Annotated in this window: 21 protein-coding genes and 2 pseudogenes; 11 read left to right on the top strand and 12 right to left on the bottom strand. The window is 41.6% G+C overall.

All coding sequences use genetic code 11. The features are described 5' to 3' along the window. Positions 1 to 41: 41 nt before the first annotated feature. Complete coding sequence (locus H6G59_RS13925; protein ID WP_190715317.1) at positions 42 to 1,655, bottom strand: DUF4335 domain-containing protein; 1,614 nt, start codon at positions 1,653 to 1,655, stop codon at positions 42 to 44. Between the two features lie 73 nt (positions 1,656 to 1,728). Next, the gene (locus H6G59_RS13920; RefSeq protein WP_190715314.1) at positions 1,729 to 2,337 is read right to left on the bottom strand and encodes a DUF3038 domain-containing protein; all 609 of its coding nucleotides are present in this window, start codon (positions 2,335 to 2,337) and stop codon (positions 1,729 to 1,731) included. Between the two features lie 192 nt (positions 2,338 to 2,529). Between H6G59_RS13920 and H6G59_RS13915 the strand changes: the two genes are divergently transcribed. Beyond that, on the top strand, positions 2,530 to 2,733 hold the full coding sequence (locus H6G59_RS13915) for a hypothetical protein (RefSeq protein ID WP_422602426.1): 204 nt from the start codon (positions 2,530 to 2,532) through the stop codon (positions 2,731 to 2,733). On the opposite strand, the gene H6G59_RS13910 is transcribed toward H6G59_RS13915, so the two are convergent. Beyond that, the gene (locus tag H6G59_RS13910) at positions 2,726 to 5,248 is read right to left on the bottom strand and encodes an endonuclease MutS2 (protein WP_190715311.1); all 2,523 of its coding nucleotides are present in this window, start codon (positions 5,246 to 5,248) and stop codon (positions 2,726 to 2,728) included. The two genes, H6G59_RS13915 and H6G59_RS13910, sit on opposite strands and share 8 nt — an antisense overlap. A gap of 533 nt (positions 5,249 to 5,781) precedes the next feature. Here H6G59_RS13910 and H6G59_RS13905 point away from each other — a divergent pair. Then, a complete protein-coding gene (locus H6G59_RS13905; RefSeq protein WP_190715309.1) occupies positions 5,782 to 6,204 on the top strand; it encodes a trypsin-like peptidase domain-containing protein in 423 nt (140 codons plus the stop codon). Beyond that, on the top strand, positions 6,156 to 6,485 hold the full coding sequence (locus tag H6G59_RS13900) for a tetratricopeptide repeat protein (RefSeq protein ID WP_190715307.1): 330 nt from the start codon (positions 6,156 to 6,158) through the stop codon (positions 6,483 to 6,485). Before H6G59_RS13905 ends, H6G59_RS13900 begins: the two co-directional genes overlap by 49 nt. A 52-nt stretch (positions 6,486 to 6,537) precedes the next feature. Here H6G59_RS13900 and H6G59_RS13895 read toward each other — a convergent pair whose 3' ends face one another. The 3 genes from H6G59_RS13895 to fabG form a co-directional block, all read right to left on the bottom strand. Then, entirely contained in the window at positions 6,538 to 7,467 is a 930-nt protein-coding gene (locus H6G59_RS13895; RefSeq protein ID WP_190715305.1) for an RpnC/YadD family protein, read from the bottom strand. Continuing rightward, positions 7,464 to 7,760, bottom strand: coding sequence for a DUF2288 domain-containing protein (locus H6G59_RS13890; RefSeq protein ID WP_190715303.1), 297 nt, complete (start codon positions 7,758 to 7,760; stop codon positions 7,464 to 7,466). The genes H6G59_RS13895 and H6G59_RS13890 overlap by 4 nt, the downstream gene beginning before the upstream one ends. A gap of 458 nt (positions 7,761 to 8,218) precedes the next feature. Further along, entirely contained in the window at positions 8,219 to 8,962 is a 744-nt protein-coding gene (fabG, locus tag H6G59_RS13885) for a 3-oxoacyl-[acyl-carrier-protein] reductase (protein WP_190715301.1), read from the bottom strand. Between the two features lie 279 nt (positions 8,963 to 9,241). Here fabG and trxA point away from each other — a divergent pair, with 279 nt between their 5' ends. Further along, the gene (gene trxA, locus H6G59_RS13880; protein WP_127056632.1) at positions 9,242 to 9,559 is read left to right on the top strand and encodes a thioredoxin; all 318 of its coding nucleotides are present in this window, start codon (positions 9,242 to 9,244) and stop codon (positions 9,557 to 9,559) included. Positions 9,560 to 9,611: 52 nt separating this feature from the next. On the opposite strand, the gene prmA is transcribed toward trxA, so the two are convergent. Both prmA and serA read right to left on the bottom strand, forming a co-directional pair. After that, entirely contained in the window at positions 9,612 to 10,532 is a 921-nt protein-coding gene (prmA, locus tag H6G59_RS13875) for a 50S ribosomal protein L11 methyltransferase (RefSeq protein WP_190715299.1), read from the bottom strand. Positions 10,533 to 10,704: 172 nt separating this feature from the next. Next, positions 10,705 to 12,285, bottom strand: coding sequence for a phosphoglycerate dehydrogenase (serA, locus tag H6G59_RS13870; RefSeq protein WP_190715297.1), 1,581 nt, complete (start codon positions 12,283 to 12,285; stop codon positions 10,705 to 10,707). Positions 12,286 to 12,612: 327 nt separating this feature from the next. On the opposite strand from serA, the gene H6G59_RS13865 reads away from it, so the two are divergent. Then, positions 12,613 to 13,290 carry a Uma2 family endonuclease gene (locus H6G59_RS13865; protein ID WP_190715296.1) on the top strand — a complete coding sequence of 226 codons (678 nt, stop codon included), beginning with the start codon at positions 12,613 to 12,615 and terminating at the stop codon, positions 13,288 to 13,290. Between the two features lie 301 nt (positions 13,291 to 13,591). Here H6G59_RS13865 and panB read toward each other — a convergent pair whose 3' ends face one another. Together panB and H6G59_RS13855 are read right to left on the bottom strand one after the other, a co-directional pair. Further along, entirely contained in the window at positions 13,592 to 14,362 is a 771-nt protein-coding gene (gene panB, locus H6G59_RS13860) for a 3-methyl-2-oxobutanoate hydroxymethyltransferase (protein ID WP_190715294.1), read from the bottom strand. A 170-nt stretch (positions 14,363 to 14,532) separates the two neighbouring features. Beyond that, positions 14,533 to 15,615, bottom strand: a complete 1,083-nt coding sequence (locus H6G59_RS13855) for a ligand-binding sensor domain-containing protein (protein ID WP_422602424.1) — start codon at positions 15,613 to 15,615, stop codon at positions 14,533 to 14,535. A 712-nt stretch (positions 15,616 to 16,327) separates the two neighbouring features. On the opposite strand from H6G59_RS13855, the gene H6G59_RS13850 reads away from it, so the two are divergent. The 5 genes and pseudogenes from H6G59_RS13850 (at position 16,328) to H6G59_RS13830 (ending at position 19,830) form a co-directional block, all read left to right on the top strand. Next, positions 16,328 to 17,758 (top strand): form I ribulose bisphosphate carboxylase large subunit, encoded by a 1,431-nt coding sequence (locus H6G59_RS13850; RefSeq protein WP_190715292.1) that lies wholly within the window; start codon positions 16,328 to 16,330, stop codon positions 17,756 to 17,758. Between the two features lie 84 nt (positions 17,759 to 17,842). Then, a pseudogene (gene rcbX / locus H6G59_RS13845) lies at positions 17,843 to 18,272 on the top strand (RuBisCO chaperone RbcX). 45 nt (positions 18,273 to 18,317) lie between these two features. Beyond that, positions 18,318 to 18,647, top strand: coding sequence for a ribulose bisphosphate carboxylase small subunit (locus H6G59_RS13840; protein ID WP_190715288.1), 330 nt, complete (start codon positions 18,318 to 18,320; stop codon positions 18,645 to 18,647). 196 nt (positions 18,648 to 18,843) lie between these two features. Next, positions 18,844 to 19,020, top strand: a pseudogene (locus H6G59_RS13835) (PIN domain-containing protein); the annotation flags it as partial. A 3-nt stretch (positions 19,021 to 19,023) separates the two neighbouring features. Further along, the gene (locus H6G59_RS13830; RefSeq protein ID WP_190715286.1) at positions 19,024 to 19,830 is read left to right on the top strand and encodes an AAC(3) family N-acetyltransferase; all 807 of its coding nucleotides are present in this window, start codon (positions 19,024 to 19,026) and stop codon (positions 19,828 to 19,830) included. Positions 19,831 to 19,882: 52 nt separating this feature from the next. Here H6G59_RS13830 and H6G59_RS13825 read toward each other — a convergent pair whose 3' ends face one another. Then, positions 19,883 to 20,398, bottom strand: a complete 516-nt coding sequence (locus tag H6G59_RS13825; RefSeq protein WP_190715285.1) for a GNAT family N-acetyltransferase — start codon at positions 20,396 to 20,398, stop codon at positions 19,883 to 19,885. 119 nt (positions 20,399 to 20,517) lie between these two features. Here H6G59_RS13825 and H6G59_RS13820 point away from each other — a divergent pair, with 119 nt between their 5' ends. After that, positions 20,518 to 21,741: a RuBisCO small subunit-like domain-containing protein gene (locus tag H6G59_RS13820; RefSeq protein ID WP_190715283.1), complete on the top strand. Its 1,224-nt coding sequence runs from the start codon at positions 20,518 to 20,520 to the stop codon at positions 21,739 to 21,741. 66 nt (positions 21,742 to 21,807) lie between these two features. On the opposite strand, the gene H6G59_RS13815 is transcribed toward H6G59_RS13820, so the two are convergent. After that, entirely contained in the window at positions 21,808 to 22,614 is an 807-nt protein-coding gene (locus tag H6G59_RS13815) for a glycoside hydrolase family protein (protein WP_190715281.1), read from the bottom strand. Positions 22,615 to 22,655 lie beyond the last annotated feature (41 nt).

The following is a 22,655-nucleotide window of genomic DNA, read 5'->3' as shown; positions in this document are numbered from 1 at the left end:
TCCATCTCCCCATCTCCGCGTCTCCGCGTCTCGCCATCTCCTCATGGTGTTTCTGGAAAAGTTTGCACCTTACCATCAGGACTGAGAACTACTCGAAGTCTGACATTTTGCCCTGATTTATTAGTTGAAACAAAAGCTTTACCAATTTCTGGAATACCAGTGGTGTTTACGTATTCTCTCGCGGCTCGATTCAATGGCAAAATGCGTTCAATAGAGCCATCAATACCCAACATCAAACTGTACTCTAGTGTTTGTGAAAATCCAGTCGGTGGCTGCCAAGTTTTTTGTAGAAATTCTCTGGCTTCTGCCACTTGAGGGATATCAAACAAGGTGGTATTGGAAGTTCCTTGTGTAGGAGGTATGGGAGTTTTAGTTACATTTCGCAATTTGGCGACCAAATCAGCATCACTGGTGACAGAAGGAGCGGTATCGGGGGAATTAATTCCTCTATCTAGCGGCTGTGAGTCTAGTGGAGAAGTTATTTGAGGAGAAGATATTTGGGGAGAAGTTTGACTCAGAGAGTCATTGGGTATGGAAGCTAGAGACTGAGGGATTGTGGAGATATTACTGCTATTTCTAGGCAAAATTTCACGGGTGGGGAGAGTAATTCCATTTTGGTTAATCACTCCTGTAGAAGGGTTTGATTGAGAATTGAGTGTTGTTGGTAATGGAATCTGGAGATTGGCCGAAAGGGCTGGTTTTGTGGTTTGCTCCCTCGTCAGTCCATTTTTGGGCAATGTTTTAGCTGTGGACGGGATAGTTGAATTGGGGAAAGAGAGAGGGGCTGGGTCTGCAATGGAATTAGGAAGTGGAGGAATGGAATCTGGATTGGGTGTTTGTAACGAAGTACTACTAGCAGGAGGAGAAGGCAAATTACCAAGGGGAGCTAGTTCTGGTTGGGGGGTGGTTAAATTAAGAGAAGGAGAGGGTGCGATCGCTACTTCAGATGGTGAAGTTGTTGTTTTGGCGGTTTGCTCTTGCTTTTGGCGAGTGTTGTTGGCATATTGCCAGGTTAAAGGAGTTAAACCCAAAGCTAGTACTATCATTGCTGCCACAGGTGTCCAAGCTGGCCAAACCAAACTGGGAACAGAACTCTCACTATTAAGATTTGGTAGTGCTATGACATCAGCTGAGTATTCATCTAAAGCTGTTGCTAAATCAAATAGTTGCAATAGAGTGAGTTGAATTACTGGCCCTGATGTTGAGTTAGCAAGGGAACCGAGAAATAGTGTATGAGTTAAATTGCCACTAGATTCTAGGTAAATTGTTGCTTCTAGAATCCCCATACTAGATGAGTTTACGGTCTTGGGTGACGATGGAGTGGGAGAAACATCGTTTAATTGTGGCTGGTCAGATGTGGTATTAGAGTGTTGCGGTTCTAAGAAACTCAGACAAAAACTATCTGCTGATTTTTGCAGGAGTTGTTGAACGTAAGTGGTGACTACATTACACAAAACTTCTAGTTGATCGCGATCGCCCTGAATTGGCACTTTGCGGTCGTCTGGTAGTCCTGGATCATCAAAGTGGAGTTCAAAACGTATTTGTTTGAGAACAGTTTGACCCATCCAACGAGATAAAGGTGAGCGTTGCGCCCAAATTTCTAGTGTGCAAGTAGGGGGCGTGTAGCGACGAATAACAGAATTTAAGCGGGACATAGCAAAAATTGCAATAGGGACAAAGGGGAATTTTGGATTTTGGATTAGTATTTTGAAATCTAAAATCTAAAATCTAAAATTGTTTTGTGGAACGGTCTATAAGTGATAGCCACAGGCGGCGGTGTCCACTAGGAGCGCTATAAAAAAGTAAATCTACGAGCAGTTTTAATGCTAAGTGAGTCAGCGAATCGGTAGAGATTTTTTCATCTTCTTCCATGCGTTCTTGATAGGTGTTGCAGAAAGTATCGATATAATCTCCCAGTAAGGCAATCTGATGAGGTTTCTGGTTTTTTGCGGCTATTTGTTCTAATAGACCAACAGCACGGCGAATTAATTCTTGGTGCTGTTTGGCGAGGTAGCAGCTAATTAAAACTAGCGATCGCGCTTCTTCTACATCCAGATTTTTTCGACCTCCTTGACCTTTGCGTAAGGGATTCGACTGACGCAATCGCCATAAAGCTACACGATCTGGAACTTTTGACTCTAAATTTAGATTAATTGCCGCCGAAAGCATAGCCTCAGAACCAATGCCAGTTAAAGTTTCTAGAGATAACAGCACCAAGTCTAACTGGGTTTTGATATTGTCCCATTGAACTAAATTGGCGGCTGGAAAGTGGTTTAAATCCTCCCATTGGGAGTTTGGTGTGGCTGATTTAGCGGCCAAGTGCATAACTTTTAGCATAGGTGATCAGGCGAATAGAGGCTGTTGCTGTTACCCTTTTGGAAACAGACCCTTCAGCATAAAAGTTGGTTTCCCATAGTTAGCTTTGAATCAGTTTGGTAAACAGCAGTTTTCTTTGTTTTACTCTAAATGAAAATTTCTTTTCTCAATATGAGAAGTTAATGAGGATTGGTCATTGGTGATTGGTGATTGGTGATTGGTGATTGGTCATTGGTCATTGGTCATTGGTCATTGGTCATTGGTCATTGGTCATTAGTCAGGGAATACATAATTCTTCTTTTTCCCCGCGTCACTGCGTCACCCCATTTCCCCATCTCCCCGCGTCACCGCGTCACCCCATCACCCCATCACCCCATCTCCCCATCCCCGCGTCTCCCTGCCTATTCCCTTATTTAACATGAGCAATAGTGACACCACTGCCACCATCGGCTTGTTCTGCTGGTTCATAGTGGCTAACTCTGGGGTGCTGTTGTAGAAAAGCGTGAACTCCTTGCTTGAGCTTACCAGTACCGTGTCCGTGAATAATCCAGAGAGGTCCATCAGCTTCAGAAATGGCTTTGTCTAAAATATATTCGCTATCAGCTACCCGTTTTCCGCGCAAATCTACGGTATTTTTTGAGGTGCGAATAGCTGGGACTGGGGCTGGTGGGGGAGTGACTACTGCGGGGGCTGATTTGGCTTTGACAATAGGTTCTGGTTTTTGCCCATCTAAAGATTCTACGTCTGGTAATTGCACCGTCATTTTCATGATGCCAAAACGGACAGTTAACTCGCCATCTGGATTAGGGGCGGTGATTACTTCTGCTGTTTGCCCTAATTTAGGTATTCGCACCTTGTCCCCTACTTTGGGCATAAACCCCGGTTTCGGTTTGGGTGGTGGTGCCGGTTGATATTTTTCGGTAATTTGATTTAACGCATTGGTTGCTTGCTGGGCATCTTGGGCTGTGGGTGTGCCTTTTTGCAAACGGCGAATGACTTGGGCAATTTCCCCTTTAGCTTGGCTAATTGCTTGTTGTACTGCTACTTCCTGAGAAGCGCGTAATTCTTTTTCTCTCTCTTCTAAAGCGGTGGCTTTTTGAGAAACTTCTTTATATAAACGTTCCGCTTGACGTAATAATTCTTGGGCTTCAGCGGCTTTGGTTTCTTGACGACGGCGTTGGGCTTCTAAACCAGCAATCACCTGATTCACTTCATCGCTGGCTTCTCCCACTTGGGTTTTAGCTTCTGCGACTACTTCCGGTTTTAGCCCTAAGCGTAGGGCAATAGTTAAAGCGTTAGAGCGTCCTGGAATGCCCCACAACAGGCGATAAGTTGGCGAGAGAGTACTTTCGTCAAATTCTACCGAGGCGTTCTCAAATCGCTCATCTTCATATTTCAGGGCTTTGAGTTCACCAAAGTGGGTGGTGGCAATTGTGAGTTGGGCATGATTAGCGAGATATTGCAAAAGAGCGATCGCTAATGCACTACCTTCAGCCGGATCTGTACCCGCACCAACTTCATCGAGTAAGACAAGGGATTGGTGATTGGTGATTGGTGTTGGCGGTAGCCTGCCGTTAGGCATATGGTGATTGGTGATTGGTAGTTTTATTCCTTCCTCTTCCTCCTGACTCCTGACTCCTGACTCCTGATTCCTGATTCCTGACTCCTGACTCCTGACTCCTGACTCCTGACTCCCCAAAGCATTTAAAATTCGACTAATGCGGCGAATATGCCCTGAGAATGTGGATAAACTTTGTTGTAAAGATTGTTCATCACCAATATCAGCTAAAACCTTGTCAAACCAAGGCATTTCCACTGGTTCGCGGGCGGGGACAAATAAACCCACTTTAGCCATTAATGCAGCTAATCCCAAGGTTTTTAAAGTTACTGTTTTTCCGCCAGTATTCGGACCAGTAATTGTCACTACCCGAATGTTGGGACTGATGAGCAAATCGACGGGAACCACTGGTTTTCCTTGTTCGTGTTGCTGTTGCCAAACTAACAACGGGTGACGCAGTTGCCGCAAGGTGATAATTTCCTGTTCTTCCCGATTAATGAAGCGGGGAGGATTAGCACCTATCCAGAAGCTATAACGAGATTTAGCTGTTGCCAAATCTAAGGTTGTGACAATGGCTAATAACCTTTCTAAATCGGGCTTGACTGCGGCTACTTGTTCGGTTAAAGTGCGGCGAATTGATTCTGCTTCTGTTTGTTCTTTTTTGAGAGTTTGCCGGAGTTGGTTGCCCATTGGAACGACGCTATGAGGTTCGATATATAAAGTCGCACCACTGGTTGAGGTGTCGTGAACAATACCGGGAATTGCGTCTTTTTGCGGTGCTTTAACGGGGATTACAAAGCGATCGCCTCTTTGAGTAATCAGTTGTTCTTGAACTGCCCCCGATTTAGCTTGAATGATGTTTTGCAGTTTTTGGGTAATTTGACTGCGTATCCGCCGTAAATCAATGCGGATTTCCCCCATTTTCTGACTAGCGCGATCAGTAACTTGAGCGCGTTCATCAATACAGCGGTGAATTTCCTGCTCTAATTCTGGGTAAGTCCGTAATTCGGAAACTAACTCAGTCAGGATGGGTAAATTTTCTTGGTTATCAATTACACGCCGTAAATTTCTTGTACCAGAGAGAGTGGTTGCGATCGCTAACAGTTCCTCGCCTGATAAAATTCCTTGCAGTTCGGCTCGTTCTAAAGAATCACCAATATCTTGAATACCCTCAAAAGACAAACCAGGGGAAAGATGACTTTCCAGTTGATAGACTTCTTTAGTTTGAGCTAACAACTGTTGGCTTTCTGTCTGGGTTTCCGGAATTGGCAAGTTACGCGCAACTATTGCCCCTAACTTGGTAGCGGCAAAAGTGGAAAGGTGCTGGCAGAGGCGTTGCCATTCTAATAGTTCTAGGGTTTCAGATTGAATCAAGGTTTCAACGTCTAATCTGAAATTATGGTAACAATTCTAGCCCCCAGAAAGCGAAATCTTCAAGAAAGAAATTTTTCTGATGTTCAGTGAAGCAAATAGTACTCACGCACTCAACTCAATATTTACAAAACAGATTAAATGAACCGCAAAGGAAGCGAAGGAAGATAAATATATAGGAGTTACGCATTGACAAAAAATATCAAATATGTGTGTCCGTGAAAACCACATTGATCGTAGGAGTTTAGCACTGCTAAACCCCTACCCCACGGTTAATTTATCGGTAAAAATAGAATTAGTTTCAGCCTGAAATAAAGTATTTTGGTAAACGCATATCATGATTGATTTGTACAGTGCGTAAGTCCTAATATCTTATTTGGTAAGGGAGGATCATTAATTTTTATTGGACGCTACGCAGAGCTTTGTTGGGTGCGGCTGTTACAAAAACGGTAACAATGGCTGGGTATTTTTATTTATAGTGCATAATCTTGTGAATAAAGTGCCAATAGCTACCTTATTCCACCCCAAGTTCGCAAATGAACACAAAAACATATTTGACAGCAACTGTCACAGGGCTTGCTGTCTTATCCATCCAGGCTCTAGCATCACCAATTGGCTTCACACTCCCCCAACAAAATCAGGATTCAAACCTTGTCATAGCTCAAAATTCAGAGGAACAAACGCGAATTCGGGTGAATCAGGCAGCAAGTCCCAGTGTTGTATATATCAACACAGGCAAATCAAGCGGCAGTGGTTTTATTGTTAGTCGAGATGGGTTAATTCTTACCAATGCTCACGTTTTAGAAGATGCTTCTAGCACCGTTACTGTAGTTCTAGCTGATGGGAGAAGGTTGCCAGCTGATATCATTGGCTTTGCTAAAAATAGTCTAGATTTAGCAGCAATTAAAATTTGCAATCAGAATTCAAACCTGAATATCCTGAAGCATACACCAATTTAGGAATAGTTCGCTATGAAATGGGAGAAGCAGAAACAGCAATTAATCATTGGCGAAATGCGGTAAAAATAAATAGCAATTTTGCAGAAGCACATTTAGCTTTAGGTGTAGCTTTGTATGCTAAAGGCGATAAAGAAGCAGGTTTGAAATCGGGAGAAACGGCTTTAAAATTAGATAAACGTTATGGGAAGATTGAGTTTTTTAAAGAAAATGGTTGGGGTGAAAAGTTGATAAAAGATAGCCAGGAGTTTTTGAATAATCCCAGGATGAAAAATTTGATTTAAACGCAATGTAGAGACGTTTCATGAAACGTCTCTAAAATTTTTTCCGAGATATCTAATCAACTTTAAATCTAGCTAATAATTCCTCACGGGAAAGATGAAGTAATAACTGCGTTCTTTCTATCAAAGAAAGTTCCATCAACCGACTGACAATAGCAGATAACTCCTCATCTAAATTACCAAAACGCACTGTCAGTAAACTCTCTATCATCAAACGCTGTCCGTCTTTTTGTCCTTCTTGTCTTCCTTCCTGTCTTCCTTCTTGTCTTCCTTCTTCTTTACCTTCTTGTTTCCATTCTTCCCGTTGTTTCAGATATGCTGGTGATAAACTCATGATTAACTCCTTTTCTTCATCACTGACATTACTATTCAATTCTAAATTTTTACGCCAAGATGCGAAAATTTCCAGTAGATACTTCCATTTGTTATCCTCTTCTGAGAGTTGAACTACTTCGTTTATCGCTTGGGTTTGGGTTTTGCCTTTTCCTAGTACCCTTAACCATAGTGTATCCTCTGCAATCGGTAACTGATTGATAGCAACAATGGCCGCTTTCAATAATCCTGACAGAAAATAAACTCCTTTTTCCCAGTCCTGTTTTGGTTTCGCACCAAAGCCGTCGAGGATTTTTTCAGAACAAGTTGGTGTTAAAATCCATAAACAAGGTAATTCTTCTTCAGAAATAGAACGTTTTTCTCTTTTCGCTTGTCGTAATAATTCACCCTGCACACTATACAATTTTAACAAACAACTCCTAATTTCTACTTCATTGGGAGCATTACGGTAGGGTTCAAATAGACAGCTTTTAACCGCCATTTTTCCTAATAATCCTAATTCCGAATTTGCAGATGATGTTGTCGGCACAAACCAAACATCTATTTCCTGAACTTCGCTTTTGACATCTTTGCTGGTTTTGACTTCTCCTAGAGGTGCTAATAATTCCTCTAGGTATTCTTTAGCCAGTTGATCGTGAGGTTGTCGTGTCATAAAGCTGCTATTTCTTGCACCAAAACATAAGGTTCGATGATGAGAGCATTAAATCGTTTAGTGCGGTTAAGATTCCACTCTCCCACTTGATCTACTGAAGGTTTGGCAATCAATTGCTCACTTATCCATTGTTGCACAGAAGGAATATCATCACCTGCGATCGCAATGCCCACATCTAATAAGTCTAATCCATCTGTCACCACAATCACCGCATCCCTCTGCACATGGGGAATTAGCCAATCCCATTCTGCTTCATCAAGGTTTTTTTGTAATTCTGCTCTTAAATCTGACATAAATTTACGATTTTTGTTCTTATAATTTTGATTTTACATGATTTATCAATTTGAGCAAAATAATTTGACAGCAACCTGTAAAAATGATATTTGACATTTTTAGGACTTACGCAAAACAGAAGCAACGTAGCGGTAATCCATGAATTAGCGCTACACAGGAATAAGTTTTCAGTCACATCTTGCGTAAGTCCTAATTTTATTCAAAAATCACATTAACTAAATAATAAATAATTAATAAAAACTAAATTAGCCCTTTTACCTGATCACAAAAAAACGGCTTTCATTCTCTTTCTAAAAGCGAAAATATGAAAGCCGATTAATATCAATTCACTTAATTAAAGCTACAAATACAAATGAATCTCTCCTTCTCCTCGACCCTGCGTCCCCGTGTCCCCCCTTCTCCGCGTCCCTGCGTCCTCGCGTCCCCCCATTTGTATGAACTTTAAAGTGAAACAGTATTATGCCATCACCATGCCGCCATCAACATTAAAGACTTGTCCAGTGATGTAGGCTGCTGCCGGATCGGCTGCTAGGAACCTCACCATACCAGCAATTTCTTCTGGTTGACCAAAACGCCCTAGAGGAATGTATTGCAAGATGCCTTCGGCTTTAATATCGCTGGTCATGTCGGTGGTGATGAACCCAGGGGCAACTGCGTTGACTGTGATTCCACGGGAAGCTAGTTCTTTAGCAACAGTTTTGGTAAAGCCAATCACACCTGCTTTGGCAGCGCTGTAGTTGGCTTGTCCAGGGTTCCCCATTTGTCCGGCAACGGAGGCAATGTTGATAATTCTGCCTGAACGTTGCTTGAGCATGATTTTACTGATGGCTTTAGTACATAAGAAAACACCTGTAAGATTAAGGTCAATTACAGATTGCCAATCTTCTAGTTTCATCCGCAAGAGTAGTGTATCGCGGGTAATGCCTGCATTATTGACCAGGATATCTACTCGGTTAAACTTATTTATAGTTGTGTTCACTAGTGTCTCTACTTGTTCTGCTTGAGAAACATCAGCTTGTAGGGCAATGGCTTCTCCTCCGGCTGCTGTAATTTCTGCTACTAGGCTTTCAGCAGCGGCGCTAGAATTGGCATAGTTGACAACGACTTTTGCATTTTCGGATGCTAGTTGTAAAGCGATCGCTCTACCAATTCCTCTTGATGCTCCGGTAACAATTGCAACTTGATCTTTTAATAGAGTCATTCAATGTTCCTCAATCTTTCAAATACCGCGCTAATTATCTTATGGTGATTTGGGGAACATCTGATACCGTTTTACTTTAAGGTTGATACAAATGGACAGACGCAGTGACGCGGTGATTCATTTGTAGTTTTAATTAAGTTTTGGGTTATTTAATATAATCTGGGGTAAATTAGCGAATATTGCCTAAATTAACAATTTTCCTAAAAAACCATTAAATTACACCGATTCCATATTGTAAGAATTACCATTAAAACAAACAATTAAAAATTGGCGCGTGTCATGACAACTAAAAAGCAATTTAACAGCTTTGAAGAAATGCTATCTGGTTCTGATGTACCTGTCTTGGTTGATTTTTATGCTGACTGGTGTGGCCCCTGTAAACTAATGGCACCAATATTAGAACAAGTCAATGCTCAACTAAAAGACCGTTTACGGATTATTAAGATTGACACTGAAAAGTATACAGAATTGGCAAGTCAATATAATATATTAGCCTTACCAACTCTGGTACTTTTTAAGAAAGGTCAGCCAGTGGATAGGATTGAAGGTGTAATGCAAGCACCACAGTTAGTCCAACATCTTCAATCCTTGATTTAACAAATATTCAGTTATCAGTTGGCAGTATGTTTACTGTTGACTGATAACTGGTTCATGAACGTCTTGCATTCAAGCAACACCACTCTTTTCTTTTCCACAGAGTAGCAACAACCCAGCCATTTTGCTCTAGGGCATCGGCGACGGCTTTAGATTGCTCTAGTAAAATCCCACTGAAAATACCCCAAGTAGTGGCTTTAGTGATAGCTTTCATTTCGGGAAGTAACTCAATAATCACATCAGCTAAAATATTGCAGACAATACCATCGACTGGTTGACTAATCAGTTTTGTCAAAATGTCTACACTCCCCAGGGCTGGGATCAAGGATTCTGGATGAATATCATTGAGGGCGCGATTGCTCAAGGTTGATTGTACTGCTAAAGGATCATTATCGACTGCATAAGCTTTTTCTACTCCCAGTAGTACTGCACCAATAGAAAGAATACCGGAACCACAACCAATATCCGCAATTATTAGGGGTTCTTTTTGGTCAACCTTAGCAAGAAAAGCTTCAGGAACTTCACTAAGACGCATTTCTAGAGATTCTAAACATAACTGGGTTGTGGCATGATTTCCTGTACCAAATGCCACACCTGGGTCAAGACGAATTACCAACCGTTCTAATGATTCAGGTAGTGGTAGCCATGCGGGGTTAATCAGGAAGCGATCGCCGATTTCCTGCGGTTGCCAATATTGTTTCCAGCTACTAGCCCAATCTTCCTCATCAATCAAATTCCAGTGCAGCAGCGGAGATGCTAATCCTATGCATAAAGCATCTTGGCGCAACCATAGTGACAGTGCCGACAAATCCAGTAGCTGTGCTTGAAAGTGTGGCAAATAAGCCTTGACTAGTGAGGAATTGCCTTTGCTTTCACTGGCTGTACCACGACAACCAAAAATTTCCAGTCGCCAAAAGATAGAATCTTCTAGGTCTGGATCACATAAAATTTTTAATTCCCACCAGGTGTTTGCCATATTTTAGTGCTGAGTCCTGTTAGCGGGAGCGAGGCGTTTAGCCAGTGCTGAGTTGTGAGTTTGAGAGAGTGATGAATTATGAGTTATGAGTTAAGAGTGATTCAGTTAAGTACTGATACTCTTGCTCTTAACTTTTGTCTTCACTCAGCACTCGTTACTCAGCACTCAGCACTTATAAAGTTACTGTATACGCATCTCGAATCCCAGGTACTTTCGTAATTTCATCCAAAATACCATCGGGTAAGGGATCATCAATACTCAAAGCCATTACAGCATCACCACGGACAATTTTTCGCCCTACCTGCATACTGGCAATATTGACATTAAAGCTGCCAAGCAGGGAACCGAGTTTCCCGATAATTCCTGGCATATCGCGGTGTAGGGTAAACAGCATATATTTAGTAGGTGGGACGTTAATGGGGAAACCGTCAACGTCAGTCAGGTGGATTTCTTTATCACCTAACAAAGCACCAGTGACTGAATGAGTACCTAAAGTCCCTGTAGCTTCCAGATGTAGCGAGCCAGCATAGTCTCGCACCGAGGCATCACGGGTTTCAATGACTCGAATGCCACGTTCTTTGGCTTCTATGCTGGCATTGACATAGTTTACCCGTTCCCGTAGGGCTTGATAAAGTAGTCCTTTTAGGGCTGCTACCACCAAAGGCTGACTCTTATTTGTTGCCAGTTCTCCTTGCAAGGTAACATTAAGTGTTTCCACCCGTCCACCGGCTAGTTGTCCTACCAAGTTACCCAAGGTTTCAGCCAACTGCATATAGGGCTTGAGTTCTTCTAGAATATCGGGGCTGAGTCCGGGAATGTTGACTGCCGAACGGGCTGGTAGTCCTAGAAGCACATCCCGAATTTGTTCAGCTACGTCTATGGCTACGTTTACTTGGGCTTCGCTGGTGGATGCGCCTAAGTGGGGAGTGAGGATCAGGTCTTTTCCGAGCGATCGCAATTCTGATTCCCCTAGAGGTTCGGACTCGAACACATCTAAAGCTGCACCACCAATTTTACCTTCTTTAATTGCTGCTGCCAAAGCTGCTTCATCAATGATGCCACCACGAGCGCAGTTGATAATTCTCGCAGTCGGTTTCATCTTCGCCAAAGTTGCAGCGTTGATTAAATGGGTAGTTTCTGGGGTTTTGGGGATGTGTAGTGTGATATAGTCCGCTTGCTGAAACAGCAAATCTAAATCCACCAACTGACAGCCCAGTTGTTCAGCCCGTTCTGTAGAAATAAAGGGATCATAAGCTAACAGTTTCATTCCCATAGCTCTAGCTACAGACGCAACATGAGAGCCAATTTTACCTAAGCCGACAACGCCGAGAGTTTTTTTGTATACTTCTGCACCTACAAAAGTTTTACGATCCCACTCACCGCGTTTGACTGAAGCATTTGCATCTGGAATATGACGGGATAAAGATAACATCATCGCCAGGGCGTGTTCAGCAGCAGCAATGGTATTTCCTTCAGGAGAGTTAACAACTACAATACCTTTGCGGGTAGCAGCAGGAACATCGACATTATCTACACCCACACCAGCACGGCCAATAATTTTTAATTGTGTGCCAGCTTCAATAATTTCTTGAGTGACGCGGGTTCCAGAACGGATCATCAGCGCGTCATACTCACCAATAATTTCTATCAATTCTGCTGGTTTAAGACCTGTCTTGACATCAACCGTAGCAACTTGGGAAAGAATGTCAATACCAGCCTGGTCAATAGGATCGGAGACAAGAACCTTGGACATGATTACTTCATTTAAATTTACAGGTTTAGCTGCACAAGACTTTTAAGTTTAGTCTTTATCTGTGACAATTCTGCAAAAAATTATGCGTGTCTAGATCAAATTAGCTTTTATCGAAAAAATGCTCTTACAAGGAAACGGGTAGCTTGCAAGGGTCTGAGTCCCCCACCCGGAATCCCCCTGTCTCTTCTTCAATCAGATCTCATCTTGATAGTATCAGAGCTTTTATCGAGTCAGCAGCGGACTGTCAATATTGTTTTGGTTGGTTTTAAGTATCGCTTAAACAGACATACAATTCTATAATTGTTGTGAGTGTTGGGGAAAGTAGTTATGTTAAATTTCAACCTACCAAGGTACTTACCCTCTGCTGAAGAATTACCCGACTCTGATGAAACACCTGTGGATAACGAACTACAAGAATTAATTCCAGGATTGCTAAAAGCCATACTGCTGACACTTTGGGCAGAACGCATGGACTGGTTTTTCGGAGTGAATATGGGTATTTATTATCACCCAGATGAACTGCCGATTGTACCAGATGGGTTTCTTAGTTTGGGGGTAGAACGCTGTTACGATGAGGAACTGCGCCCTAGTTATGTGTTGTGGGATGAAAACGTTGTACCCATTTTAGTGCTAGAAGTAGTTTCCCCAAATTACCGTAAGGAATATAGCATTAAATTGGATGAATATGCCGCTTTAGGAGTGCTGTACTATGTGATTTATTCTTCCCGTCGTCGTCGCCAACGCAGGTTGGAAGTGCATAAGTTGGTCAATGGTAGGTATGAATTACAGGAAAGCAGTCCTGTTTGGCTACCAGAAATCGGCTTAGGAATTGGTTGCGAACGAGGCAATTATGGCGGGATAACTAGGGAATGGTTGTATTGGTATGACGAAGCAGGAAGACGTTATCTGACACCCCAAGAACAGATTCACGAAGTACAAAACCACGTCATCAAGCTGGAGGATAAATTGCGTGAGTTAGGAATAGATCCAGAAGGTTTAAGGTGACGTGGGGACACGGAGATGGGGAGACACGGAGATGGGGAGAGGGGAAGACCTCACAAGGGTAGGTTTTTAATATTATCTGTGAAGGCAGGACTTGGAAGACAAGGAGGGAAGGTAGACAAGGAAGATTTTATACGCACAATGGTCTTTTGACGGACTGTTCTTGTTACCAAGAGAATATGATTTTGTACGGTTTTCCTCCCTTGTCCACTGTCCTTCCTTGTCCACCAAGTCTAGCCCTCACGACAATGTAAAATACCTACCCTTGTGAGCTACCCCCTGCCTCCTGCCTCCTGCCTCCTTATTATGGAAATTGCCGATCGCGCACTTCCACCGAATAGTTCTGGACAGCTTTGGTAATTGTTTCTCGTAGATTTGTATAAACTTTGGCAAATGGTGGCTGCTTTTCTGAAAGTCCTAAAATATCAGCAGTCACCAAAACTTGACCATCACAATCTGAACCTGCACCAATGCCAATAGTGGGAATACGGAGTTTTTGAGTGATTTGTAATGCTAGATGGGCGGGGATATGTTCTAATACTATTGAAAATACACCAGCTTGTTCGAGAGCGATCGCTTGATTTAAAATTCTCTCCCCTGCTTCCGGGATTTTTCCTTGTTGTCGCAAACCGAGTTGATGTATTGATTGGGGTGTCAAACCTACATGACCCATCACGGGAATACCAGCTTGTACCAACCGCTCGATAGTCTCGACCATTGCGGGATAACCACCTTCTAATTTTACAGCCTGCGCTCCAGTTTCTTTTAGCACCCGTCCGGCTGATTGCATTGCTTGTTGAATACTTTCCTGATAGGTCAAAAATGGCAAATCCACAACGACTAAAGCATTTTTCACACCACGACGGACAGCTTTAGCATGGTGAATCATTTCTTCTAAAGTAACTGGCAGAGTAGTTTCATAACCAAGCACAACTGCCAAAGAATCACCTACGAGGATTAAGTCTACACCAGTTGCGTCGAGGAGTTGAGCGATCGCATAATCCCAGGCAGTCAACGCGACAATCGAACGTCCCTGCTGTTTCCATTGAATTAATTGCTGGGTAGTAACTGCCATAAATAATTTTAAATTTTAGATTTTAGATTTTGGATGAGGAGTCAGGAGACGCTTCGCAGACCTATGGCTTACGCCACGCTGCGCTATCGGTTCAGGACTCAGGAGTCAGGAGAGAGAATTATCTATCACCTCTTCCCAGTCCCCAGTCCCCAGTCCCCAGTCCCAAATCCCTACTTCACAGACCGACCAAAACCGAAATGAGGTCGAGCCTGATCCATTGTAGGCATTAACCAAGCCAGTCCCTCGCTGGTTCCCACCCACAATTTATTGCCCATATCAGGTGCAAGGGTCAGCACCCGACTAGAAGGAAGTCCAGCAACTCGATCTAACAAAGCTCCTGTATTTGGATTTAATCTTAACAACCCATTGGTAGTCCCAACCCACACGCTACCATCTTGAGCAAAGCGAATTGAAGTCACATTTCTTCCCCGCAAAGGAGTTACAGACCTCAGCACAATCCCATTTTTAGGGTTAATTACTAACAAATTATTCGGCATTCCCGCCCAGATTAACCCTTCAGGACTGATAGCTAAAGTTTGCACAGTTGATCCTGGTAAACTGCCGATTCGCTTCATAATCAAACCACTGGCAGTATTTACCCGCACTAATCCATCCAAAGTCCCAACCCAAAGTTGACCCTCAGCATCTAGAGTCATAGCATTGGCGCTAACACCAGGTAAATTTTTAACTGTTGTCATCACCAAACCTTGGTCAGGACTAATTAGAACTAAACCACTATCAGTTCCCGTCCACAAATAACCCCGTTTATCAATTAAGAGTGATAACACTCGTTTGGAAGGTAGTAATAAATTCTGGGCTGTAATTTCATTAGTGCGCGGATCAACTCGTGTCAAACCCTCATAATTTCCCACCCACAAACGACCGACTTTATCTTGAGCTAAAGAACCAATAGCAACATTTGGTAAACTGATGCGAGCAATAATATTGCCCGTATTCGGGTCAATACGCGATAAACCCCGCCAAGAACCTACCCAAAGATTACCAGCAAAATCTCCTAGTAAGTTACTAACACGATAATCAGTTTCTACTTCCCGTTCTAGCACTTCCCGCTCATTGGGTAAGGGATCTATTCGCTTTGGGGGTGCAGAAACTGAGTAAGTAGTGGAGGAATTGTCGGGATTAAGATCAGTGTTGTTTTGCGCTGTTGCGGTAATTCCCATGCTTGGTATGGCTATCAACCCGAACAGGATAGAAATCATCGATAAACGAGTACGTCTGTGAAATAACATCACGGTTGTATTTCCTTTAGAGAAAGTATCTAATAAATCTTTACCTTTGCCGTTACTGCCCTTTGGTGCTACATACAACTAGTAATCACCACTTGTAAAGTAGTCTTAACAAAATGTTTAATACTTTATGTAATAACAAATTTAAATATATAAGTTAAAAACTTTCAAAGAATAACTTATTAAATTCTTGATATATTGTGAGACAAGTTACAAATTTCGTGGTGTGCAAATTTTTATCCTTTGCTCACCCTTTGACTAAAGCTCAGTTAGTGAAGTTTCCTCTATATCTATTTTCCCAATATGGGCAAGGTATCAGGAGAAAAAAACAGGGAAAATAAGCTAAAACGCTTAAATCCCACGATTTACTGATTTTCAAGGGTTAAATTCCAAAAAATGCCCAAAAAGCGCCGGAGTTTCTTTGAGATTAAGCAGGTTTAGTAGGGTAAGCAGAAGAGATAAAAATACTTTTTGGTTGAGGAACAAGGGAAAAAACAGCGCTCAATAGTGCGTCCTGGATAGGAAGAAGATGGGTACGGTAAACTGCCACCGCTACCTAAATTTTGCAGCACCAACAACGCTACCTTAAGCCAAGTCCAACCCTAAAATATAAGTTTTTCTTATATCAGCTATGAGAAAGGCAGAAATAAAAGGGGTGATAAGAAGTTGCACATAACGTGATTTGATAGTAAAAAGAGAGACTTGTTGGAAGGAAAATATGTCTTACGCTCAAACGAAAACTCAGGCAAAGTCTGGGTATCAAGCTGGGGTTAAAGATTACAGACTAACTTATTACACACCTGATTACACTCCTAAAGATACAGATTTACTAGCAGCATTCCGGATGACCCCCCAACCCGGAGTTCCTCCAGAAGAAGCTGGTGCGGCTGTAGCTGCTGAGTCTTCCACTGGTACTTGGACAACAGTTTGGACAGACTTGTTGACCGACCTAGATCGCTACAAAGGTCGTTGTTACGATATCGAACCAGTTCCCGGTGAAGACAACCAGTACATCTGTTACGTTGCTTATCCTCTGGATCTGTTTGAAGAAGGTTCTATCACCAACGTATTAACCTCTATTGTCGGTAACGTATTTGGTTTCAAAGCTCTGCGGGCGCTACGTTTGGAAGACATTCGTTTCCCTGTAGCTTACATCAAGACTTTCCAAGGACCACCACACGGTATTCAAGTTGAACGCGACAAGTTGAACAAATACGGTCGTCCTCTGTTGGGTTGTACAATTAAGCCCAAATTAGGTCTTTCTGCTAAGAACTACGGACGCGCTGTATACGAGTGTTTGCGCGGTGGTTTGGACTTCACCAAAGACGACGAAAACATCAACTCTGCACCATTCCAAAGATGGCGCGATCGCTTTTTGTTCGTAGCTGAAGCAATCAACAAAGCACAAGCAGAAACCGGCGAAATCAAAGGTCACTACCTGAACGTCACCGCTCCTACCTGTGAAGAAATGCTAAAGCGGGCTGAGTACGCTAAAGAACTCAAAATGCCCATCATCATGCATGACTACCTGACCGCAGGTTTCACCGCGAACACCACATTGGCTCGTTGGTGCCGTGACAACGGTATTCTGTTGCACATTCACCGTGCTATGCACGCCGTAATCGACCGTCAAAAGAACCACGGTATCCACTTCCGCGTATTGGCTAAAGCTCTCCGCTTGTCTGGTGGTGATCACATCCACACCGGTACAGTTGTTGGTAAGTTGGAAGGCGAACGTGGAATCACAATGGGCTTCGTTGACCTATTGCGTGAAAACTATGTTGAGCAAGACAAGTCTCGCGGTATCTACTTTACCCAAGACTGGGCTTCTCTACCTGGTGTAATGGCAGTTGCTTCCGGTGGTATCCACGTATGGCATATGCCCGCCTTGGTAGAAATCTTTGGTGATGACTCAGTACTACAATTCGGTGGTGGTACCTTGGGACACCCCTGGGGTAACGCTCCTGGTGCTACCGCTAACCGCGTAGCTTTAGAAGCAGTTGTTCAAGCTCGTAACGAAGGCCGTAACTTGGCTCGTGAAGGTAACGATATCATCCGCGAAGCTGCTAAGTGGTCTCCTGAATTGGCTGTTGCTTGCGAACTGTGGAAAGAAATTAAGTTCGAGTTTGAAGCAATGGATACCGTCTGATGATTTAGGATTTGGGATTTTGGATTTGGGATTCATCAAAAATCCAAAATCTAAAATCTAAAATCTATTGGGCTGGGGTCAAGCATGAATCTAAAGCAAATTGCGAAAGACACAGCCAAAACTCTCCAAAGCTACCTGACTTATCAGGCGCTAAGGACTGTATTGGCACAGCTAGGCGAAACAAATCCTCCTTTAGCACATTGGTTGCAAAACTTTTCTGCTGGGAAAATCCAAGATGGAGAAGCATTTATTGAGGAACTGTTTCGGGAAAAGTCAGATTTAGCTTTGCGGATTATGACTGTCAGGGAACACATAGCGGCGGAAGTGACAGAGTTCTTACCAGAAATGGTGCGAACTGGCATTCAGCAAGCCAATATGGAACAGCGTCGCCAGCATCTCGAACGCATCACGCAACTAAATTTATCAAATCCCAGCCCGGAAACACCAAAGACAGACAATATCTGATAGCCTGCGTGACGTAGCCATTCCTAATTTAGATAATTTATCTAATTAGTCAGTCAACCAAGTAATAAAAAATCTCCCCCACTTATCAAAAGCTATGCAAACTTTACCAAAAGAGCGTCGTTACGAAACCCTTTCTTATCTTCCCCCTCTGTCTGACGCGCAAATTGCCAAGCAAGTTCAGTACATTTTGAACCAAGGCTACATTCCCGCAATTGAATTCAACGAAACTTCTGAACCTACAGAACTTTACTGGACAATGTGGAAGTTGCCTTTGTTCGGCGCTAAATCTACTCAAGAAGTATTAAGCGAAGTTCAAGGTTGCCGTTCTCAATATGGCAACTGCTACATCCGTGTTGTAGGTTTTGATAACGTTAAGCAGTGCCAAGTTCTTAGCTTCATTGTTCACAAACCCAGCAGATATTAAGTTCTGATTTGGTTTGAATAATTTATTATTTGGAGAGGTAGAGTTTTCTATCTCTCTTTTTTTTAACGCAGAGGAACACGGAGGTTAGCGCGGAGGTACGCGGAGGTTTTTTTAGTTTTTGATAGAATTGTTGAGTAGTACAAATAAAGCTAAGGGCAGTAATTATGCAGCACATTACTCTTGATCAAGCATCATCAATGATTTCATGGTGTTAGATATAAAAATAAATCATATTACGGTTGTTACCCAAGTACTTTTACATCATCATGATCCTTTTGACAGAATGTTGATTGCACAAGCTATGGTGGAAAATATACCTATAATAAGTGCTGATACAATTTTTGATACTTATCCGATACAGCGTTTGTGGTAAATAATGAGTGAATCAAAAGTAATTCTCCGTACCTTATCACCTCATACTCGTCAGAGTTTAGCTACAGACTTATTGAACGCAGGTCTAACTTCAGGTATCTCCGTGATAGTTCACTCTTCTCTAAGTTCATTGGGTTGGGTTTGTGGTGGTTCTGTTACCGTAGTTCAAGCACTAATGGATGTGATTGCACCAGACGGAAATTTAGTAATGCCTACCCATTCTGGTGATTTGTCTGACCCTGCTATGTGGGAAAATCCAGCCGTCCCTAAAGAATGGTGGTCTATTATTCGTGAAACTATGCCAGCTTTTGATCATAAAGTTACTCCAACACGAGAGATGGGTCGCATTGTAGAAACCTTCCGAACTTGGGAAAATGTGGTGCGGAGTTCTCATCCTCATGTTTCTTTTGCTGGTTGGGGAAAAGATGCTCAAAATATAATTTCAGATCATTCTCTTGAAAACTCTTTGGGAGAAAATTCACCATTAGCGCGTATCTACGATTTGAATGCTTGGGTGCTGTTATTAGGAGTTGGGTATGATAGTTGCACCAGTTTTCATTTAGCTGAATACCGGGTTGGTCGAGAACAGCGAATTAATAAAGGTGCGCCAATTTTAGCAGCAGGAAAGCGAGTATGGAAATGGTATACAGATATTGAGTTTGACACTGACTGCTTTGTTAAAATTGGTGAAGCTTTTGAAAAAACTGGTCAGGTTAAAGTTTCCACAGTTGGTGCTGCACAAACCAAGTTATTTAATATTAGAAATGCTGTTGATTTTGCTGTTAGTTGGTTGAAAGTTAATCATCAATAAAATGGTTGACCCAACCAAACTATTAACAAATATTAGTTTATTTTTTATTAAATTAAATATCATAGCCCATGATATAATCATCCATTACAAAGCCATTGCCAAAATCTTTCACCTGACTATCAATAATTCTAAAACCAAATCGAGAATAAGATTTAATTCCTTTTTGATTCCTTTTATTGACATTGAGAATAATTTGTTTAGAGTTCATTTCTTTCGCCTTTTGGTATACATGAGATAACATGATTTGACCATAACCAAAACCATGTAAGGATGGTAGTAAATAACATTTATGTAATTTTAAATAATTAGCATTATCTATTGTTTCTGAACCATAGGATAAATAACCAACTAATTCAAAATTATGCAATACCTTATCATAAAATATCCCTTGGTTATAAATTTCATTTTCAATTACTCCTGTTCCATACATTTTAGTTAGCATATACTCGATTTGTTCATGGCTGAGAATTGAAAAATAGTGACTATACCAAATTTCTCGGCTAATGTTTCTCAGTTTTTCTAAATCTGTATCTAATAACTTGGTAATTTTAATTGATGAATTATTCATAGTCATATTTTAATTAAAATTAAATGTAAGGATTGCCAAATTTAATTTACCATTTAATTGACTATCGTTACCAAAAAAAACTATGATGATATCAATAAATCATAACTGGAGATAATTCTATGAGTTATTATATTGCTCCGAGCTTTCTTGATAAACTTGCAGTTCATATTACCAAAAACTTTTTAAACATTCCCGGTATTCGAGTTCCCCTGATTTTAGGAATTCATGGCCGCAAAGGAGAGGGAAAATCCTTTCAATGTGAGTTAGTCTTTGAAAAAATGGGTATCGAGGTGACTTTGATATCTGGGGGAGAATTAGAAAGTCCAGATGCTGGAGATCCGGCGCGGTTGATTCGGTTGCGTTATCGGGAAACAGCGGAATTAATCAAAGTACGGGGAAAAATGTGCGTACTGATGATTAATGATTTAGATGCAGGTGCGGGACGTTTTGATGAAGGGACTCAATATACAGTAAATACCCAGTTGGTAAATGCCACACTGATGAATATTGCTGATAATCCCACAGATGTACAGTTACCGGGAAGTTATGACTCCAATCCTTTATGTCGTGTTCCGATTATTGTCACCGGCAATGATTTTTCTACCCTCTACGCACCATTAATTCGTGATGGGAGAATGGATAAATTTTACTGGGAACCTAACCGCGATGATAAGGTGGGAATTGTCGGGGGAATCTTTGCTGCTGATGGACTTTCACAAAGAGAAATTGAACAACTAGTTGATACTTTTCCTCATCAATCTATTGACTTTTTTAGCGCCTTACGTTCCCGAATTTATGATGAACAAATCCGCGAATTTATTCATAAAACGGGTTTTGAAAATGTCTCTTTACGAGTTGTGAACAGTTTAGAGGGACCTCCAGCATTTAAAAAGCCAGATTTTACTCTATCTCATTTAATTGAGTCTGGTAAATTTATGGTGGGTGAACAAAAACGAGTGGAAACTTCTCATTTAGTTGATGAATACAATCGCTTAAATCGAGGGAAAGGTTATCAAGCACCGTCACCTGTTGCGGAAATTCCAGTTACTAAACCTGTGGTTAATCAATCTACCCATTTAACTTTAGAAACTCAAGAACAAGTTCGACAAATTTTGTCTCAAGGTTACAAAATTGGAATTGAACACGTTGATGAACGTCGTTTTCGCACAGGTTCTTGGCAAAGTTGTGGTTCTTTCAATATTGATGCACATTCCGATGCTATTTCTATGCTAGAATCTTGTTTAGCTGAATATAGCGGTGAATATGTACGCTTAGTAGGTGTTGATCCGCAAGCCAAGCGTAGAGTAGTAGAAACGATTATTCAGCGTCCGAATGGCAAGTAATTAATTAAGATTTTTTAATGTAGAGACGTTCTGGCGGAACGTCTCTATAGGGATGGAATTTAAGATTTAGCTAACTGGAGTTAAAAAGAGTTTAGCTTCTGCCTGTCTTCTCCGTCTTAAACCTGCTTCTACTTTAGTTCCAGGATTCCTATATTTTAGAAAAGTTTCTTCAATTTCATCCCATTTTTTATCTCTCAAGACTCTAGTCATGCTTTGGAAGTTGGAACCACCATAGAAGTTAGCACCTAAGTTATAACCAAAGCTTAATAAGGCTCCTTGTTGATTGACGTTCAATTCGTTCCAAACAGGAATTTTTAATAGGGGTGGTAGGTACTTTGTATCTAACTGAAAAATTAAAATTTCCTCTGCTTCTGCTTTGGTAATTGTTTCACCCAGTTTCCATTCGCTACCATCTTTTTTGCGAGTAGTTCCCCAACCAATGGTGATTGGTTTACCTCCAGAGAGAGGATCAGGATAAGCTTTTAGAAATAATCCTTCAAATTCTTTAATGAGAGCAACTCCAGGAAGGGGTACTTTTCCAGATGAACCACCATAAAGACTTTTGAAATCAATATTTAGACTTTGTTCCTGAACTAGGGCTTGTTCTGGGGTTTTGTTTGGGGTTGCGATGAGGTTATCAAGAGATTGATTTAAAGCATCCTGAGTTTTTTTTCCTACTATTCCATCTGCTATTAAACCCTTTTGTTGTTGAAATTTTTGGACTGCTGCGACAGTTTTATTACCAAAATCACCATCTATTAAACCGGGATTGAGTTTAAGGTCTGTTAAGATTCTTTGCAACTGCTGAACTTTTTGTCCTTTCGAGCCTTTTCTGAGAATTTCATTATTATTGAGAATCAATTTGCTGGCCATCACGCTATCCTTTTTCTAAGACAATTGTGAGAATATTGCTG

This window comes from Anabaena lutea FACHB-196 (assembly GCF_014698305.1).
Taxonomy (GTDB): domain Bacteria; phylum Cyanobacteriota; class Cyanobacteriia; order Cyanobacteriales; family Nostocaceae; genus Anabaena; species Anabaena lutea.
The sequence above is the reverse complement of the archived record's forward strand: the minus strand, read 5'-3'. Positions and strand labels throughout refer to the sequence as shown.

Excerpts from the sequence above, each read along its gene's own strand:
- H6G59_RS13925 (WP_190715317.1), bottom strand. The coding sequence starts at position 1,655 with ATGTCCCGCTTAAATTCTGTTATTCGTCGCTACACGCCCCCTACTTGC.
- H6G59_RS13920 (WP_190715314.1), bottom strand. The coding sequence starts at position 2,337 with ATGCTAAAAGTTATGCACTTGGCCGCTAAATCAGCCACACCAAACTCC.
- H6G59_RS13905 (WP_190715309.1), top strand. The coding sequence starts at position 5,782 with ATGAACACAAAAACATATTTGACAGCAACTGTCACAGGGCTTGCTGTC.
- H6G59_RS13895 (WP_190715305.1), bottom strand. The coding sequence starts at position 7,467 with ATGACACGACAACCTCACGATCAACTGGCTAAAGAATACCTAGAGGAA.
- H6G59_RS13890 (WP_190715303.1), bottom strand. The coding sequence starts at position 7,760 with ATGTCAGATTTAAGAGCAGAATTACAAAAAAACCTTGATGAAGCAGAA.
- fabG (WP_190715301.1), bottom strand. The coding sequence starts at position 8,962 with ATGACTCTATTAAAAGATCAAGTTGCAATTGTTACCGGAGCATCAAGA.
- trxA (WP_127056632.1), top strand. The coding sequence starts at position 9,242 with ATGACAACTAAAAAGCAATTTAACAGCTTTGAAGAAATGCTATCTGGT.
- prmA (WP_190715299.1), bottom strand. The coding sequence starts at position 10,532 with ATGGCAAACACCTGGTGGGAATTAAAAATTTTATGTGATCCAGACCTA.
- serA (WP_190715297.1), bottom strand. The coding sequence starts at position 12,285 with ATGTCCAAGGTTCTTGTCTCCGATCCTATTGACCAGGCTGGTATTGAC.
- H6G59_RS13865 (WP_190715296.1), top strand. The coding sequence starts at position 12,613 with ATGTTAAATTTCAACCTACCAAGGTACTTACCCTCTGCTGAAGAATTA.
- panB (WP_190715294.1), bottom strand. The coding sequence starts at position 14,362 with ATGGCAGTTACTACCCAGCAATTAATTCAATGGAAACAGCAGGGACGT.
- H6G59_RS13850 (WP_190715292.1), top strand. The coding sequence starts at position 16,328 with ATGTCTTACGCTCAAACGAAAACTCAGGCAAAGTCTGGGTATCAAGCT.
- H6G59_RS13840 (WP_190715288.1), top strand. The coding sequence starts at position 18,318 with ATGCAAACTTTACCAAAAGAGCGTCGTTACGAAACCCTTTCTTATCTT.
- H6G59_RS13830 (WP_190715286.1), top strand. The coding sequence starts at position 19,024 with ATGAGTGAATCAAAAGTAATTCTCCGTACCTTATCACCTCATACTCGT.
- H6G59_RS13825 (WP_190715285.1), bottom strand. The coding sequence starts at position 20,398 with ATGAATAATTCATCAATTAAAATTACCAAGTTATTAGATACAGATTTA.
- H6G59_RS13820 (WP_190715283.1), top strand. The coding sequence starts at position 20,518 with ATGAGTTATTATATTGCTCCGAGCTTTCTTGATAAACTTGCAGTTCAT.
- H6G59_RS13815 (WP_190715281.1), bottom strand. The coding sequence starts at position 22,614 with ATGGCCAGCAAATTGATTCTCAATAATAATGAAATTCTCAGAAAAGGC.